Annotated in this window: 16 protein-coding genes; 2 read left to right on the top strand and 14 right to left on the bottom strand. The window is 68.5% G+C overall.

Features of this window, described 5'->3' with window-relative positions; translation table 11 throughout:
* Positions 1–65 precede the first annotated feature (65 nt).
* Together ACWDTD_RS14065 and ACWDTD_RS14070 are read left to right on the top strand one after the other, a co-directional pair.
* Positions 66–1,364, top strand: coding sequence for a DUF4185 domain-containing protein (locus tag ACWDTD_RS14065; RefSeq protein WP_449747735.1), 1,299 nt, complete (start codon positions 66–68; stop codon positions 1,362–1,364).
* A 313-nt stretch (positions 1,365–1,677) separates the two neighbouring features.
* Positions 1,678–2,202 (top strand): DUF1697 domain-containing protein, encoded by a 525-nt coding sequence (locus ACWDTD_RS14070; protein WP_449747736.1) that lies wholly within the window; start codon positions 1,678–1,680, stop codon positions 2,200–2,202.
* A 13-nt stretch (positions 2,203–2,215) separates the two neighbouring features.
* Here the strand turns inward: ACWDTD_RS14070 and ACWDTD_RS14075 are convergent, their stop codons facing one another.
* The 14 genes from ACWDTD_RS14075 to ACWDTD_RS14140 all read right to left on the bottom strand — a co-directional run bounded on the left by ACWDTD_RS14075 (position 2,216) and on the right by ACWDTD_RS14140 (position 14,468).
* Positions 2,216–2,692: a hypothetical protein gene (locus ACWDTD_RS14075; protein ID WP_449747737.1), complete on the bottom strand. Its 477-nt coding sequence runs from the start codon at positions 2,690–2,692 to the stop codon at positions 2,216–2,218.
* Positions 2,693–2,757: 65 nt separating this feature from the next.
* Positions 2,758–3,225 (bottom strand): MarR family winged helix-turn-helix transcriptional regulator, encoded by a 468-nt coding sequence (locus ACWDTD_RS14080; RefSeq protein WP_449747831.1) that lies wholly within the window; start codon positions 3,223–3,225, stop codon positions 2,758–2,760.
* Positions 3,226–3,330: 105 nt separating this feature from the next.
* Positions 3,331–4,059: a hypothetical protein gene (locus ACWDTD_RS14085; RefSeq protein ID WP_449747738.1), complete on the bottom strand. Its 729-nt coding sequence runs from the start codon at positions 4,057–4,059 to the stop codon at positions 3,331–3,333.
* Positions 4,056–4,475 carry a CoA-binding protein gene (locus tag ACWDTD_RS14090; RefSeq protein ID WP_449747739.1) on the bottom strand — a complete coding sequence of 140 codons (420 nt, stop codon included), beginning with the start codon at positions 4,473–4,475 and terminating at the stop codon, positions 4,056–4,058. Before ACWDTD_RS14090 ends, ACWDTD_RS14085 begins: the two co-directional genes overlap by 4 nt.
* 9 nt (positions 4,476–4,484) lie before the next feature.
* Positions 4,485–5,369: a hypothetical protein gene (locus ACWDTD_RS14095; RefSeq protein ID WP_449747740.1), complete on the bottom strand. Its 885-nt coding sequence runs from the start codon at positions 5,367–5,369 to the stop codon at positions 4,485–4,487.
* A 38-nt stretch (positions 5,370–5,407) separates the two neighbouring features.
* Entirely contained in the window at positions 5,408–6,529 is a 1,122-nt protein-coding gene (locus ACWDTD_RS14100) for an MSMEG_0565 family glycosyltransferase (RefSeq protein ID WP_449747741.1), read from the bottom strand.
* On the bottom strand, positions 6,526–7,386 hold the full coding sequence (locus tag ACWDTD_RS14105; protein ID WP_449747742.1) for a carbon-nitrogen hydrolase family protein: 861 nt from the start codon (positions 7,384–7,386) through the stop codon (positions 6,526–6,528). The genes ACWDTD_RS14100 and ACWDTD_RS14105 overlap by 4 nt, the downstream gene beginning before the upstream one ends.
* A 14-nt stretch (positions 7,387–7,400) precedes the next feature.
* Positions 7,401–8,822 carry an MSMEG_0567/sll0787 family protein gene (locus tag ACWDTD_RS14110; RefSeq protein WP_449747743.1) on the bottom strand — a complete coding sequence of 474 codons (1,422 nt, stop codon included), beginning with the start codon at positions 8,820–8,822 and terminating at the stop codon, positions 7,401–7,403.
* A complete protein-coding gene (locus ACWDTD_RS14115; RefSeq protein ID WP_449747744.1) occupies positions 8,822–9,880 on the bottom strand; it encodes an MSMEG_0568 family radical SAM protein in 1,059 nt (352 codons plus the stop codon). The genes ACWDTD_RS14110 and ACWDTD_RS14115 overlap by 1 nt, the downstream gene beginning before the upstream one ends.
* Positions 9,881–9,884: 4 nt before the next feature.
* The gene (locus tag ACWDTD_RS14120) at positions 9,885–11,219 is read right to left on the bottom strand and encodes an MSMEG_0569 family flavin-dependent oxidoreductase (protein ID WP_449747745.1); all 1,335 of its coding nucleotides are present in this window, start codon (positions 11,217–11,219) and stop codon (positions 9,885–9,887) included.
* A gap of 25 nt (positions 11,220–11,244) precedes the next feature.
* Positions 11,245–11,538, bottom strand: a complete 294-nt coding sequence (locus ACWDTD_RS14125) for an MSMEG_0570 family nitrogen starvation response protein (protein WP_449747746.1) — start codon at positions 11,536–11,538, stop codon at positions 11,245–11,247.
* Entirely contained in the window at positions 11,531–12,430 is a 900-nt protein-coding gene (locus ACWDTD_RS14130) for a carbon-nitrogen hydrolase family protein (RefSeq protein ID WP_449747747.1), read from the bottom strand. Before ACWDTD_RS14130 ends, ACWDTD_RS14125 begins: the two co-directional genes overlap by 8 nt.
* 32 nt (positions 12,431–12,462) lie before the next feature.
* On the bottom strand, positions 12,463–12,987 hold the full coding sequence (locus tag ACWDTD_RS14135; protein ID WP_449747748.1) for an MSMEG_0572/Sll0783 family nitrogen starvation response protein: 525 nt from the start codon (positions 12,985–12,987) through the stop codon (positions 12,463–12,465).
* A gap of 176 nt (positions 12,988–13,163) precedes the next feature.
* A complete protein-coding gene (locus ACWDTD_RS14140) occupies positions 13,164–14,468 on the bottom strand; it encodes an NAD(P)/FAD-dependent oxidoreductase (RefSeq protein WP_449747749.1) in 1,305 nt (434 codons plus the stop codon).
* Positions 14,469–14,544: the final 76 nt, after the last annotated feature.

Genomic DNA, 14,544 nt, shown 5'->3' on the forward strand with positions numbered 1-14,544 from the left:
GGACCATGACACTCCTCGTCCTCATCTGCCACACTGTTCACAGTTTTGGCGAGGCGAGGTGTCACATGAAGAGTCGGGCCGCGATGTCCCGGGGACGAATGCTGCGTCGAGGTGCCGTCCTCGCGGTGGCGATCGGTGTGGCGGCGACAGGCGCCACCGCGGTGTCGGCACCCGCACATGCCTCGATCTGCAATGCGAACGGCTTCACCGGCGGCGACGTCGGCAGCACCGGCAGCAGCGGTTCCTCCGACATCGGCCTGGGCAGCGTGGACTTCGGCAGCTACCGGGCCGAGGGCAAGAAGCCGCAGGGACCGCTGGTCACGCTGACCAAGCCGAACAAGGCGATCCAATGGGTCACCGGTCCGCGCAGCCCCAACCACACCGACACCCGCTTCTCGATCACCTCCACCGACGTCGGCCTCCCCTGGGACAACGGCTCGGGGCAGGTGCTGATGGCCTTCGGTGACACCTGGGGTAAATGCGCCGGCCAGATGGTGTGGCGGCACAACACGATGCTGCGCGCCAACGGCAACTCCGACCTCGACAAGGGCGTCACCTTTCCCGACGCGATCCCGGGTGTGATCCGGTCGGGCGCCTCGGTCACCGCGGCTCACCCGACGTTCGCGCAGCCCATGGTCAACGCGGTGGCTGTGCGCAACATCGAGGTCGGCGTGATCCCGACGGGCGCGATCTCCATCGGCGGTGTGCAGTACGTCAACATGATGTCGATCCACCGGTGGGGGCCCGGCCCCGGCCGTTGGACCACCAACTACTCGGCCATCGCGGTGTCGCGCGACAACGGCCAGACCTGGGGCCTCGACGCCGACACCCGGCGGTGGAACCTCGACCTCGGCCTGCCCGGGGTGCCGCAGGTCGCCGACGGCAACAGCCGATTCCAGATGGGTGCCTTCGTCCGCAGCGGCGACTACGTCTACCAGTACGGCACGCCAAGCGGCCGGCAGGGTCCCGCCTACATTTCACGTTTCCGGCCCGGCGACATCCTCGACCTCTCCCGCTACGAGTACTTCCGCGGCGGTTCCGGCTATCAGTGGTCGCCGCATCCGGCCGACGCCGTGCCGGTGGTCACCGCGCCGGTCGCCGAGTTGTCGGTCGCCTACAACAGCTATCTCGGGCGTTTCGTGATGCTCACCGAGAACACCGGCAACATCACCTTCCGTAGCGCTCCCACCCCGGCCGGACCGTGGTCGAATCCGCGGGTCGTCGTGCCGGCGTCGCAGACCGCCGGTCTGTACGCGCCTTCCATCTATCCGGGATCGGGCGGGCAGTTCCTCTATTTCGTCGCGTCCCGCTGGGACGACTACAACGTGATGCTGATCCGCACCGACCTCGCGGCGTTCCGCTGATCGTTTCACGCTCAACGATCCGCACCCAAGGATCCGCCCAGCGCACGGCACTCTCGTGGCCGCCGGGCGGGTGCTCGCGTACCGTCGGACACAGCGGACCCGCATCCGCGTGGTCCGCGGAGAGGATCGCAGACGATGAGTCAGCCAGTACCGCCTCCACCGCCCCCGCCGGAACCCACGCCGGCACCGGCCCCGATTCCCGAGCCGCCGCCCGAGCCGCCCATCCCGGTTCCCGAGCCGGAGCCGATACCGCAGCCGGGACCACCCGAGCCCGAACCGCCACCGCGCCCGGTGGTGATCTGAGGCATCGCGGATGGGGCGGCGCGCAGTTCTGATCCGGGCGGTCAATGTCGGCGGCGCCAAGCTGCCGATGGCCGAATTACGCAGCATGGCAAGCGATCTCGGCGCCACCGAGGTCACGACGTACATCGCATCGGGCAACCTGATATGCACCCCGCCCGGCACGCCCGAGCATTTCGACCGGACGCTGGAGAAGGCGATCGAGCAGCGGTACGGCTTCTTCCGTGAGGTGATCAGCCGCTCGCACGACGACCTGATCGACGCGCTGGCCGCGCATCCGTTCGAGGTCGCCGACGAGAAGTACTCCTACGTGTACTTTCTCACCGGCACACCCACCGCCGACCGGGTGAAGTCGTTCGCCGACAAGGACTTCGGCGACGACGAGTTGCACGTGATCGGCAGCGATCTGCACATCCGCTATCAGGCCGGTGCGGGGAAGTCCGCGCTGACCGCGCCCGCCATCGCGCGCGGACTCGGGGTGCAGGGCACAGGGCGCAACCTACGCACCATCCGGACTCTGATCGAGATGACCGAATGAGCCTGCGGCCGGATCAGACCCGCGCGATCGACGCGATCACGTCGTCGATGTCGGTGCGTTGCTGATCGGCAGGCGCCTCCCACAACTTCTTGGGCAATTCCTCGAGTTGCTTGATCGCCGACTCGATCCGCTCGAGTTCCACCGATTTGTCGTCGTCCGGGAGTTCGGCGGCGGCGATCAGCTTGTCGTCGAGGTCGAAGACCGCGGAGTCGAGGCGATCACGTTCGGCCATGAGTCCCTGGTCGTGCGGAATCGCGGGATTCTGATGCACGTCGGCGATCGCGTAACGAATGCGCCTGTGCAGTCGCGCCTCCAGCGAGGTCGAGGTGGTCCACTCCTGCGGCGCGCGGCCGGGCCGCCCGGGAATGAGGTCGGTGGAGCGGGCGAATTTGCGAACCCGTTTGTCGGAATCGAACGCAAACCAGGCCGCGCCACCAAGGATGAACAGGGCAACGAGGACGGTCACTCCGATCACGATGGCGGCTACCATGCTGCGCTCCCCTGGTCAGGTGCCCCGTCGCATGCGGACACACTTCGACCATAGCCGGATGGAGCTCAGTCGCGGACGTCGGCGCGCACGGCCGCCGCATTGACGCGTGTCAGCACATCGTGAAGCTCGTCGAGATCGTCGAGCGGCACGCCGAGCGCATCGACCACAGCACCGGGTATCGACAGGGCCCGCTCACGCAGTGCCGTCCCCTCGGCGGTGAGGTCGATGTCGACGTTGCGTTCGTCGTCGTCGCGTCGCGTGCGCACGATCAGGCCCGTTCGCTGCAGTCGTTTGAGTAGCGGCGAGAGCGTCGCGGAGTCGAGTTGCAGCACGATTCCGAGGTCCTTGACCGATCGTGGATGCGACTCCCACAGCGCCAGCATCACCATGTACTGCGGATGGGTGAGGCCCAGCGGATCGAGGAGACGCCGATAGATGCGCAGCACCGACCGGTTGGCCAGCGCCAGTGCGAAACACACCTGCCGTTCGAGTTGCAGGGGATTGTCGTCGATCTCGGGCTGCTGCGCGGCCATGTCGGTCCCTTCGCCGTTCGGTACCACCTTCACCCATCTTATTCGATCGCACGCAACTGATTGACGGTGGCCTCTGTTGCGCGCGCCAGGACGTGGGTTGTCGGGTCAGGACGGGTGTGACGGGTCCGGCGTCGAGGGGCGGCCGGCCACGAGGTCGGCGACGGTCAGCCCCCACTTGCCGAACCGTGCGTCGAAACCGGATGCGCGGCGCTGCGCACGCTCCTGTTTGGCGGTCGAGTAATGTCGCCTGCTCCAGCGTGAATGCGGGCGTGCCAGCCGCGCGGCACCCACCCAGGCCACCGGCGGGAGAAAGGCGCCGACCACCGCCGTCGAATACTTGCCCTTGGCCACGCACAGCAGGACGCAGCCGAGGTGGATGACGAGTACGACGACGAATGCGGCGGTGCCGTAGGCCGACCGGGTGTCGTCGTCGGCGGTGGTCAACGGGTTGATGCCGAGGGCCAGCAACCCGAGGACCGCCAACGCGAGGGAGACCACCTGCACCGACAGTTGCCCCTCACCCGACCAGTACACGTCCTGCAGATGCAGGATGAGCGCGAACTCGTCGAGCACCAGGGATGCCCCCACCCCGATCAGCACCGCGGCGATCTCCCCGGCCGGACTGTGACCGTCGGCGGCGACCGACGTGACGGCCCCGACGATCAGCAACACGATCCCCGGTACCGCGTGGTGGATGTGCACGCCGCCCGCGACGTTGTTGCGGAACGGACCCTTACCGGCACGGATCAGTCGGGTGATGGTCCGCGTGATGAGGAAGGTGAGCAGGAAGGCGACGAACAGCAGCGCAAGCGGCAGTCCGGCCGGACCGTTCATCGCCCGGCCGGTGTGATCCGGGTCCGGCGCTGCTCGATCTTCAGACAGCGATCCTCGACGTAGAGCAACCCGGCCTCCTCGGCGATCCGCCGGGCCTGCGGCGAGACGATGCCCAGTTGCAGCCACAGGGCCCCGGCCCCGGCCGCGACGGCCTGGCGGGCGATGTCGGGGGCGTCGGCCGCGGGCCGGAACACGTCCACGAAATCCACCTGCTCGGGCACCTCGGCCAGGCTCGGATACACCGTCTCCCCGACGATCTCGGTGGCCGTCGGATTCACCGGGATGATCCGCCAGCCGTGGTCCTTCATGTAGGCCGGGACCTCGTTGGACGGCTTGGCCGGATTCGCACTCGCGCCGACGACGGTGATCGTGTCGTACTGACGCAGGATCGTTTCGATGATCTCGTCGGTGCTCATCGGTTCAGTCTAGGCTGCGACGGCGGGGTCACCGGATTCATGTCCGGGCTCGTCGCCGGTGGTGGTGAACCACGCCACCAGGCTCGCACCCGCGATGGCCCCGATGAAACCCACCACCGCAAGCCATTCCAGTCCGTCGATGGCCTTGTCGCCGAGAAACAGCACACCGACGATGGCCGGCAGTCCGGTCTCGCCGACCACCAGCACCGCGGTGACCGCGTTGACCGGTCCGATCTGCAGCGCGAGCGTCTGGATGTAGAACGCGAGTGCACCGGCGATCGCGATGGTCCACGCCGCCGGGTCGGTGAGCAGCCGCTCCAGGTCGAAGGGATCGACGCCGAGCAGCACGCGCACGGAGACGGCGAGCGCCCCGTACATCAGGCCCGACAGCGCGCCACCGAACAGTGCCCCACGGTCTCCCAGCGCGCGCATGATCACGGTGCCCACGATCGCGACGGTCACCGTGATACCGAACAACCACCAGTGAAATGCCATGTCGGCGTGCGTTTTCGCCTCCTGCGACGCCGACAGGCCGAGCAGGAACAACGAGACCACCACCAACGCGATCGCCGCCCACTGCCGGGCGTGCAGCGCGGTGTGCAGCATCACGGTGCCCAGCAGCGCGGTGACGACGAGGTTGCCCGCGACGATCGACTGCGCGAGGAACAACGGCAGGAAGCGGGCGGCGATGGCGCCGCCGCCGAAACCGATCATCACCATCAGGGTGCCGATCAGGAAGGTCGGATTCCGGAAGGCGGCGAGCGCTCCGCCCGCCGACCCGGCGGCGCTTCCGGTCGAGGTCGCTGCCTCCTGTGCCCCCTGGGCACGCAGCACGGTGGACAACCCGTAGGCCACCGCGGCCAGCGCCGCGGCGATCACTCCGATACTGAACATGGGACGACCGTAACGGATCGACCCGCCCTCGACGCCCGCTACGGCGTGGGATGAGCCCGGTAGAAGTCGAGGTGGGCGCGGGCCGCCGACTCCCAGGTGAGGGACTCGGCCAGCGCACGGCCGGCGACGAGGCGGCCGCCGTCGGGTTGTCGGGCCTGCTCGAGCAGGTCGGCGAGTTCGGGGACGTCACGCGCGTAGGTCACGGTGTCGCCGAACACCTCACGCAGGATCGGCAGGTCGCGGGCCACCACCGGACGCCCGGCGGCAAGCGCCTCCATCGCGGCCAGCCCGAAACCCTCCTTGACCGACGGGAACGCGAACACCTCGCAGGCGGCCACCAGCGCCGGCAGCGACTCCTCGTCCACCGCACCCAGGATCACCGGTTCGATGCCGAGTTCGGCTGCCCGGCGGTCGAATCCGGCACGGTAATCGCGATAGTCGAACAGCGTCTCGCCACCTGCGAAGACGAGGGCGAGGTCGGGATGCCGGGTCCGCAGCAGTGCGAACGCCTCGAGCAGGTCCACGCTGCCCTTGCGTGGTTCGATCCCGCCCACCGCCAGCACGAATCTCCCGAGTTGCCGCTCCCACGCGTCCCGCGCCGACGCAGCCTGCTCGTCGTCGCCCGCTGCTGCGCTGAACCGCTGTGCGGCAACACCGTTGGGGATCACTGTCGGGTTCAGCGACCACCCGGCCCGCACCTCGTCGGCCACCGCACGCGACACACAGATGTGCGCATAGGGATTCACGATCGCCTTCTCGTGGCATTCGACGAGGATCGGGGTGGTGAACGTGTCGAGATGATGGATGGTGCGGATGCACGTGCCCACCGCGTTGGCGCTGATGCAGTCCTGGGCGTGCACGATGTCGAAATCCCCGGGTGAGAACTGTTCACGCATCAGGGCTATCGAGCGCAGGATGCGTTCGGTGACGCTGTCGCCGGGCTGATCGGCGAACTCGATGTAGCGGACGGTCACCGCCGGGTCGACCGCACGGAAGAATCCGTCGTCGCCGCCTCGCGCGAGTGTCACGACGGTCACGTCCACGCCCAGCGCGGCGAGCGCCTCGGCCAGGTTGAGGGTGTGCACCACGCCGCCACGGGGTTTGGTGGAGTACGTCAGCAACGCCACCCGCGGTACGTCGCCCGGAGTGCCGCGGTTCACCGTGGCTCGCCCGCGGGAAGCGCGTCGCCGGGCACCCCGTACGCGTCGGGCCGCAGCTCGCCGAGATGATTGAGTACCCTTCGCGCGCGGGTGATCTCGGCGTCGACGTCGACCGACACCTTGGCCAGCCCGCCCTTGGACCGGGTGGTCCGCAGGATGTCCCCGCCGGGACCGACGACCTTGGCCTGCCCGAGGAAACGCAGCGATCCCATCACCCCGGTCTGGTTGGACGACACGACGAACACCTGGTTCTCGGCCGCGCGGGCGCAGTCGTAGAGGTCGAAGAGCCGCGACTGACGGTCGGCGGGCAGCCGGGCGGCGCGGTCGGTGACGCTGGCCGGCCACGCCGAGAGCGCGGCGATGATGCGGGCACCCTGCCGGGCCAGGGTGCGCGCCGACTCGGGAAACGTCTTGTCGTAGTCGATGAGCATGCCGATCCGACCCACCGGGGTGTCGAAGGCGCGGAAGGCATCACCGGCGGAATAGGCCAGTGACTCACCGGCGGGCTGGTGAACCTTGCGATGCGTGCCGAGCACCCCTTCTCCGGACAGGCAGACCGCCGTGTTGTACCGGTTGCCGCCGGCGGCCTCGGTGTAGCCGATGCACACCGTCATCGGTCCGGCCGCCGCGATGAGCGCAGCGATCTCGGGGCCGTCGGGTTGCAGCGCCGGCGGTAGTTCGGTGGGGTCGGGGTGACGCAGATCCCCGATGTAACCGCCGATGCTGGCGTCGGGAAACACGAGCAGCTCCACGCCGTCGCTCGCCGCGGACTCGATGATGCCGACCGCCTTGGACACTCCGCGTTCCACGTCGCGTCCGAAATGCGCGGCCAGAGCGCCGAGCGTCACCGTTCCCATGCTGGCACTCTAGGTCACGCACACCCGAGGCCGGTGACACCCGCAGGCACCGCCTCGGTGCGCTCGCCGTCGGGCCACCGCAGGTACACGCCCGTGCCGGCGGTGAGACGCCCGCACGCCGCCGCGGTGACCGGTGCGCTCACCGCGGTGTGGGCGTGCCGATCGGCGAGCAGCATCGCGAAACCGGGGAAGCAGGTGAGCCACGCGGCCGGATCGGCGTCGGCCGGACGCGGGATCGCGCTCATGTCGAGTTCGGCGCCGGTACCCGAGGCCTCGGCCAGCATGCCCAGGGTGCCGGCCAGACCGGCCATGCTCACATCCTTCGCGGCGGCCGGCTGTATCTGCGCCACAAGATGATTCATCGACCGGAGCTCATCGGCGCTGCGCGTGCTGGTGCTGTCCCACTGCTTGTCCCGATAGCCGGGGCGCCAGCCGCCGCCCAGATCGGCCAGCATCGTCACGGTGTCGCCGACCCGCCCGCCGCCGGCCCGCACCGGGTTCGGGGTGGCGCCCAGCGCGGTGACCGCCAGCGATGACGGCACCCCCAACTGGGTATGTCCACCGAGAACGGGCACCCCCCACGCGCGGGCGGCCGCGGACAGGCCGGCGATCACCCGGTCGAGGTGTGCGCGGTCGGGTGCCCCCACGGCGTCGAGCAGGCCGGCCGGGTGGGCTCCCATCGCGGCGAGATCGTTGAGATTCACCAGCACCGAGCACCATCCGGCCCACTCCGGATCACGTTCGACCATCGACGGGACGATCGCATCGCAGGCCGCCACCACGTCCGACCCGGGCATCGGCACTCCGTCGTCGCCGCGGAATCCGGCGGGGCCGAGCCCTCCCGGCTGATCGGCCAGCGGCGCCAGGGTGCCGCCGAGCATCGACTTGGTGACCTCCGCGATCCGCCGGATCTGACGCATCGGGTGACTCATCCTGCGATGCGCCCGCCCGGCGACGGTGTGGTCGGTGCCGCGGTCGTCCCAGCCGAGTCTGCCGAACAGCGGTGCGTAGCGGTCCTGCACCCGCGCCTCGAACCGCAGCACACCGCGCGATTCCACGAATGCCACCGCGGCGCGCACCAGCGCCGCCCCCAGACCGGGGGCGTCGGCACCGGGGTCGACGACGAGGCGGCTTCCGGTCCACCATCCCAGGTCCGGTGCACAGACAGGTGCCAGCCGCACCCCTCCCAGGACGGCACCGGACGGACTCGTGCCGAGCAGCACCACCGTGCGCGGATCATCGTCGACGTGATCGAGATCGGACCGTTCGAACAGACCCTGCCGGTCCACGAACTCGCGGTGGCGCAGTCGGCGGTAGGCGTCGCGCCGGATCGCGTCGTCGCACACGGAGATGAGAAAGGCTGCCCGTGTAGGGGTCTCGGGTCGCGGGGTGCCGGCCAGGATGGACAGTTCGGGCCGCGACACGGGCGCGGCCATCAGGCGCCCACGTCCGGCAGCACACTGCAGGCGCCGCAGGCGGCGCATCCGGCCCGCTGATCCGACCCCGCCATCCCGATGCGCCGAAGGTGTTCGCCCACTTCGCGGGTCACCTTCTCCACCACGGCCGCATCCGGCGCCGTGGCACCGTCGGTCTCGACGGCGAGGGTGCCCCGGTGCGGCCGGAACGGCACCACGAACGGGTACACCCCGCCGTTGGCGAGTTCTTTTGCGGCGTCGATCATCTCGTCGATGTTCTCGCCGAGTCCGACGAGCAGGTAGGTGGACACCTGGTTGCGTCCGAACACGCGCACCGCTTCGGCCCAGGCCGCGCGGTATTCGGCCAGCGACACCGTCGATTTCCCGGGCATCCAGCGTCGGCGTACGTCGTCGTCGAGAGATTCGACGTGGATGCCGATCGCGTCGGCGCCGGCGTCGCGCAGGTCGGCGAGCACCGACAGGTCGCCGGGAGGCTCGCACTGCACCTGGATCGGCAGTTCGGGGATGGCGGCCTTCACCGCGCGCACGCATCGGGCGAGATGTCGTGCGCCGCGGTCCTTTCCACCGGAGGTTCCGGTGGTCATCACCATCTGGGTCACACCGTCGAGGTCGACGGCGGCCCGCGCCACCTCGGCGAGGTCGGCGGGGCGTTTCACGGCCACGGTGTCCCCGTTGCGCAGCGACTCCTCGATGGAGCAGAAGCGGCAGCGTTGGTCTTCGTCGTAGCGGATGCAGGTCTGAACCACGGTGGTGGCGAGGACATCCCGCCCGTGCAGCCGCGCGATCTTCTCGTAGCCGACGCCGTCGTCGGTCTGCAGATCGTAGAACCTGGGCCGCGCGATCGATGCGGCCTCGATCCCGATGTCGATACCGTCGTAGAGAACCCGCGAGCCGTCGACGGTGAACGGGCTGTCGGGGTTACGCGGGATGGCAGCGTGGCGTCCGTCGATGACGAGGTGCCCGTCGTCGCTGGGTCCGGCTCCCCCGGTACGGGACAGAGGTGGGGGCGCTCCGCGAATCCCGAGCAGCGCCAGGTCGACTCTGGTCGATACGGTCATGCAATCACCCGACCGCTGCGACGGGCGCGAGGTGCGAGGACGTGATGTCGCGGATGATGGCATCGGCCACATGGCGGGCGTCGCGATCGAGGCCGAGGAATCGTCCCGAACCCCAGGTGTGCATCCACGGCAGACCGATGAAGCTCAGTCCGGGTACTTCGGTGATACCCCGCGTCTGCATGGGCCGGCCCGCACCGTCGAAGGCGCTCGCCTCGATCCAGCGGTAGTCGGGGCGGTAGCCGATGGCCCAGATGATGGAGCCGATGCCGGCGGCCTCGAGGTCGAGGTGCAGCGGGTCGGCCTCGGGTGTCCACACCGGCTCGTACCGCGACGGTTCGGGCGCCACGATCCCCTGGTCTTTGGTGTAGCGGTCGGTGATGTAGCGGTCGATGTCGGAGCAGATCGAGTTGTACACCGAGTCGGCGTAATCCAGCGCCTCGGTGAGTGTCGGGGAGAATTCGAGTGCGGAATCCTTGCCGCCGGTGAGTGCTCCGTAGAGCTTCATGCCCTCGGTGGCGAACTGGCGCAAGTCCACGTCGCGACCGCCGTCGCGACCGGTGACGTAGTGGTTGGTCTTCTCGGTGGCGGCCTTGCCACCCGGGTACTGGGCGGCCGGGGTGTCGTAGAGCCCGATCTCGGCCAGCCAGGTCATGCAGTCGCGGCCCCGGTAGCGGCGTGCCACCCGCGGGGCATTGCCGACGGCGAGGTGTACCTGTCGGCCGGCGAGGTGGAGGTCCTCGGCGATCTGGGTGCCGGACTGTCCGGTGCCCACCACCAGCACTGCGCCGTCGGGGAGCTGCGCGGCGTTGCGGTACTGCTGGGAGTGGATCTGGGTGACGGTGGGGGTCAGCGCCGACGCGAAGGGTGGGATCACCGGGAGTGGATAGCCACCGCTGGCGACCACGACATGGTCGGCCGTGATCGTCTCCGGCGCGGTGTGCGTTGCGCCGGATTCGGTGAGGGTCACCTCGAATCCGCCTGCGGGACTCCGTCTCAGGCCGGTGGCGGTGGTGTGGCAGCGCAAGGGCGGCGTGAACGTGTCGAGCCAGCGGGCGAGCCAGTCGACGGTCTCGTCGCGCGTCATGAAGCCGTCGGGGTCGGGTCCGTCGTAGCCGAACCCGGGCAGCCGGCAGTGCCAGTTCGGGGTGACCAGGGTGAAGTTGTCCCATCGGGCGTCGCGCCAGGCGTGCATGGGTGTCTCCGACTCCACCACCAGGTGGTCGATACCCGCGCGGCCGAGATACCAACTCACCGAGAGTCCCGCCTGGCCACCGCCGACGACGAGGACCGGAACGCGTGCCTGCCCGAGAGTGCGGGCGGTCGGAAGGGATGTGCTCATGATGTTGCTCCGGATCGGGAGGGTGCTACGCAGGTAGCGGTGGGTGCATCGAGATCACTTCGACGACGTCGTTGTCGGCGTATTGACGTGCGGTGGAATTGATTTCGTCGGCGCTGGCCATCGCGGACGTGCATGCGAAGCCGTACTTTGCGCGCACCCGCTCGGCCGCTTCGGCCAGCGCGGTGCCCGCTCGGGAGGTGAAGTCCGAAACGGTGTAGCGGCCACCGACCTCGAGATGATCGTGCATCACGAGACTCGGTGAGTAGCAGTTCTGAATCCGTCCGTCGGGCCAGCGGACGGCCACATTCATCTCAGGCATGAGCAAGGTCCCGCCAGCTACCGCTGCCCGCGGAATCCACCTCGGCCAGCGTCGCGTAGACGTCGGGGCGACGGTCGCGCAGGTGGAACATCCCACCGCGCATGGCGGTGAAGGTACCCGCGATGTCGACGTCGGCGACGGCGAGCCCTTCGTCGAGTAGTGTCGAATCCAGCACGTTGCCACCGGGATCGACGATCTTGGCGTTGCCGACGTAGCGCAGCGACCCGAACGTCCCCGACTGGTTGGACGACACCCAGAACACCTGATTGTCCAGTGCCCGTGCCACATCGAAGGTGTTGAACCGGTAGGTCCAGCGGTCCTCCTGCAGGTTCTCCGCGGTGGCGGTGCGCGCCGCGGGCCACGCCGACAGGCTCGCGATGATCTCGGCCCCGTCGAGAGCCATGATCCTCGCCGCCTCGGGAAATGCCTTGTCGTAACAGATCTGGAGACCCACGCGTCCGGCGGGTGTGTCGAACACCCCGTATCCCGAACCCGACGAGTACGACATGTTCTCGCCCAGTGGCTGATGCACCTTGCGGTAGCTGCCGTAGATGTGTGTGCCGTCGAGCACCGCCGCCGCGTTGTACCGGGTCTCGCCGTCGTCGGCGAGTTCGCAGAAGCCGATGGCGATCACCATGTCACCGACGATCGACTGCACGCGTGCGATCTCGGGTCCGTCGAGGCGGATCGCGGGGGGCAGCGACCGGCTGGTGGTACGCACCGTGTCGCCGTGGTTGCCCAGCGACGAGAGGTAGCCGCCGATCGCGGCCTCCGGGAACACCAGCAGATCCACCCCGCGGGCGCGGGCTCGTGCGGTGTAGTCGGCGATGACGGCGTAGTTCTGTTCGAGGTCGCGGGTGAAGTTCGCCGCGACCGCTGCCAGTGTGGTCATGAGATCACCTCGGGGATCAGACGTCTGGGAGATCAGACCATGTAGGTCGAGTTGATGATGGCGCCCTTGCGGGCGTAGTGGATCACCGCGTCCTGCACGTCGAGCGGGTGCGCCGGGATCACGCCTTCGATGAGGTCTTCCTCACGAGCACCGTGCAGGGCCATGCCGAAGCGGCAGCAGAACACGGTGCCGCCCTCGGCGATGAAGGTCTCCAGGGCGTTGTTGATGTTCTGTTCGCCGGGGAATCCGGAGTCGCCGGTGGTCGGGAAGCCGCGCGTGGCAAGGCAATTGATGGCACCAGGTCCGTAGAAGTAGATCGCCGATTCGAACCCCTTGCGCAGTGCGCGGGTGGCCTGCAGCACGGCGACGAACGACACCGAGGACTCGTGCGCGATGCCGTGCACGAGGGTGAAGTAGGTTTCGCCGTCCTCGGCCTGATAGTCGGGGAAGATCTTGGTGGCGCCATAGATGTTGGATCCCTTGGGTAGCGACGGATGCGGGATCTCGGCGAGGGACTTGGCGATGTTCTCGGTGATGGTCTCGTCGAAACTGGACACGAAGAGCTCCTGACGGGTGCGGTGATACGGCGAATGGAGAGAGGCGGGAGAGGTTGTACGCCAAGGGCAACGATGCAACTGGCTACGAGAGACAGTTCACCGCCGCACTGTTTCCGGGTGGTTACCGAAGGAATAATTGAACGGCCGAGTCGCGTAACACGAAACCGGTCGAGTGATCAGTGTTCGCCGTAGGGCTGTCGCGCGACCCGCGGATCGCCGTAGGTGATGGCCCGCTCACCGCGGGTGTCGGAGAGAATCGTGACCGCCCAGGAGAGCACGGTGCCGGTGCGGTTGCGGATGCCGGCGAGGAAGGTGATGTGGATGCCGCCCCACGCGAACCACCCGAGCGTTCCCGACACCCGCAGCTTGCCCACCTCCATCACCGCCGAGCGGCGGGCGATGTAGGCCGCGCTCCCGAGATCGTGGTAGCGGAACGGCTTTCGGTGGGTGTGACCGGTGGTGAGCGACCGGATGAGATTGCCGACATACCAGCCACCCTGCATGGCCACCTCCGCGACGCCGGGAAGCCCGCCGTGCGAACTCATGTCGCCGATGACGAAGATCTCGGGATGTCCGGGAACGGTCAGATCGTCGCCGACCTCGATGGTTCCGGAATGGCCTTGCTCGACCCCGAGGGCGTCGGCGAGCGTGGCGGCGAAGGGCACCGCCTCCACTCCCGTGGTCCACAGGGTGGTGCGCGCGTCGTAGGTGGTCACCTCGCCGGTGGCCTTCGCCGTGGTCTGCACCGTGGATTCCCCGACGTCGGTCACGTGCACCCCGAGGTGGGTTTCCACCCCGATCCGGTCGAGGGACTTCTGTGCCTGCTTCGACAGCGACGGACTGAACGACGGCAGCACGCGGTCGCTGCCGTGGAAGAGCAGCACGCGGGCTTCGCTCGGGTCGATGCTGCGGAACTCGCGTTCGAGTGCGGTGGTGGCCAGTTCCCGGATCTGTCCGGCCAGCTCCACTCCGGTCGGCCCGGCGCCGGCCACCGCGAAAGTCAGCCATTCCCGACGCTGTTCGGCGTCGGGCAGCGTCTCGGCGATCTCGAAGGCACCGATGATCTGGCGGCGGATGGCCAGGGCGTCGTCGAGTGTCTTCATGCCGATGGCATGGGTCACCGCGTTGTGGTTGCCGTGATAGGCGGTCCGCATGCCTGCGGCCACCACCAGGTAGTCGTAACGCAGTTCGGTGGAGGTGCCGTCGGCGCCGAGCACGGTGAGGGTCTTGGCGGTCGGGTCCACGCCGGTGGCCTCCCCGAGCAGCACGTTCGCGTTGCGCTGGCGACGCAGCAGATGCCGTACCGGGCTCGCGATGGAACCTTCCGAGAGCAAACCGGTGGCGCACTGATAGAGCAGCGGCTGGAACAGGTGGATGGTTCCCCGGTCGATCACGGTCACCGACACGGGGGCTCGCTTGAGTCGGCGCGCAGCGTTGAGCCCGCCGAATCCGGCGCCGACGATCACCACGTGGGGTCGCATGCCGGTCAGCCTACCCATCCGGATCGTCGGGCGGCGTCCTCGCGGCCGCAACCACGCCTCGTCGACGGTGCCACAC

The organism is Gordonia sp. NPDC003425 (genome assembly GCF_053588635.1).

Excerpts from the sequence above, each read along its gene's own strand:
- ACWDTD_RS14065 (WP_449747735.1), top strand. The coding sequence starts at position 66 with ATGAAGAGTCGGGCCGCGATGTCCCGGGGACGAATGCTGCGTCGAGGT.
- ACWDTD_RS14070 (WP_449747736.1), top strand. The coding sequence starts at position 1,678 with ATGGGGCGGCGCGCAGTTCTGATCCGGGCGGTCAATGTCGGCGGCGCC.
- ACWDTD_RS14075 (WP_449747737.1), bottom strand. The coding sequence starts at position 2,692 with ATGGTAGCCGCCATCGTGATCGGAGTGACCGTCCTCGTTGCCCTGTTC.
- ACWDTD_RS14080 (WP_449747831.1), bottom strand. The coding sequence starts at position 3,225 with ATGGCCGCGCAGCAGCCCGAGATCGACGACAATCCCCTGCAACTCGAA.
- ACWDTD_RS14085 (WP_449747738.1), bottom strand. The coding sequence starts at position 4,059 with ATGAACGGTCCGGCCGGACTGCCGCTTGCGCTGCTGTTCGTCGCCTTC.
- ACWDTD_RS14090 (WP_449747739.1), bottom strand. The coding sequence starts at position 4,475 with ATGAGCACCGACGAGATCATCGAAACGATCCTGCGTCAGTACGACACG.
- ACWDTD_RS14095 (WP_449747740.1), bottom strand. The coding sequence starts at position 5,369 with ATGTTCAGTATCGGAGTGATCGCCGCGGCGCTGGCCGCGGTGGCCTAC.
- ACWDTD_RS14105 (WP_449747742.1), bottom strand. The coding sequence starts at position 7,386 with ATGGGAACGGTGACGCTCGGCGCTCTGGCCGCGCATTTCGGACGCGAC.
- ACWDTD_RS14110 (WP_449747743.1), bottom strand. The coding sequence starts at position 8,822 with ATGGCCGCGCCCGTGTCGCGGCCCGAACTGTCCATCCTGGCCGGCACC.
- ACWDTD_RS14115 (WP_449747744.1), bottom strand. The coding sequence starts at position 9,880 with ATGACCGTATCGACCAGAGTCGACCTGGCGCTGCTCGGGATTCGCGGA.
- ACWDTD_RS14120 (WP_449747745.1), bottom strand. The coding sequence starts at position 11,219 with ATGAGCACATCCCTTCCGACCGCCCGCACTCTCGGGCAGGCACGCGTT.
- ACWDTD_RS14125 (WP_449747746.1), bottom strand. The coding sequence starts at position 11,538 with ATGCCTGAGATGAATGTGGCCGTCCGCTGGCCCGACGGACGGATTCAG.
- ACWDTD_RS14130 (WP_449747747.1), bottom strand. The coding sequence starts at position 12,430 with ATGACCACACTGGCAGCGGTCGCGGCGAACTTCACCCGCGACCTCGAA.
- ACWDTD_RS14140 (WP_449747749.1), bottom strand. The coding sequence starts at position 14,468 with ATGCGACCCCACGTGGTGATCGTCGGCGCCGGATTCGGCGGGCTCAAC.